Annotated in this window: 1 protein-coding gene; it reads left to right on the top strand. The window is 35.3% G+C overall.

Annotation, left to right across the window (positions count from 1 at the left end):
* Window positions 1-43: 43 nt before the first annotated feature.
* Window positions 44-208, top strand: a complete 165-nt coding sequence (locus AYY17_RS21630; protein WP_156656728.1) for a hypothetical protein — start codon at window positions 44-46, stop codon at window positions 206-208.
* Window positions 209-658 lie beyond the last annotated feature (450 nt).

The raw sequence follows: 658 nt of genomic DNA, 5'->3' as shown, positions 1-658 counted from the left end.
AATTTAAAAAAAACGCGATGTTATTGAAGTGACAGGTGAATTTATGTCTCAATATTCAAATCATGAAAACCTGAAGCAATCAGAAAAAGGCATTAAAACTCAACTATTTGAGTTGATAACATTCTCCGCCAGGATGGGGGGAGAGGTAACGAGTGTCGATGGTGGTGAAATGGGCGGTGGTGTATTAGGAAGCAGTTATGATCAATAGAACGTTTTTGCGATGGTTTTTAACGCTCGTATTAATTTTTGTATTTTATTTCGGGCTTGCTCTTTTTGATTTAGCATTCAATCTTGAATTTACATCCAGATTTAGTGTGATAAGTTCAGAAAATCCGATTAATTCATGGCAGGCATTTGTAATGAGTTTATTATCCCTTCATAACGCGGCTATGAACTATGTCTATTTAGGTACGCCAATCTTGCTGGTATTGTTATTTGTTATTCATAAGAAGATACGGTAATGCCCTGGTATCATTCACCGGTATTGTTCCCGTTTCCTTGCAAAATTACTTAGATAGTAAAGAGCACAATTTAAAAAAAACGCGATGTTATTGAAGTGACAGGTGAATTTATGTCTCAATATTCAAATCATGAAAACCTGAAGCAATCAGAAAAAGGCATTAAAACTCAACTATTTGAGTTGATAACATTCTCCGCC

Origin of the sequence: Morganella psychrotolerans, assembly GCF_001676055.1 — a bacterium.
Lineage (GTDB): Bacteria > Pseudomonadota > Gammaproteobacteria > Enterobacterales > Enterobacteriaceae > Morganella > Morganella psychrotolerans_B.
Note: the sequence above shows the minus strand (reverse complement) of the source record. Positions and strands in the feature narration are given on the sequence as shown.

What these genes read in the sequence shown, in the direction of transcription:
- AYY17_RS21630 (WP_156656728.1), top strand. Translation starts at nt 44, where the DNA reads ATGTCTCAATATTCAAATCATGAAAACCTGAAGCAATCAGAAAAAGGC.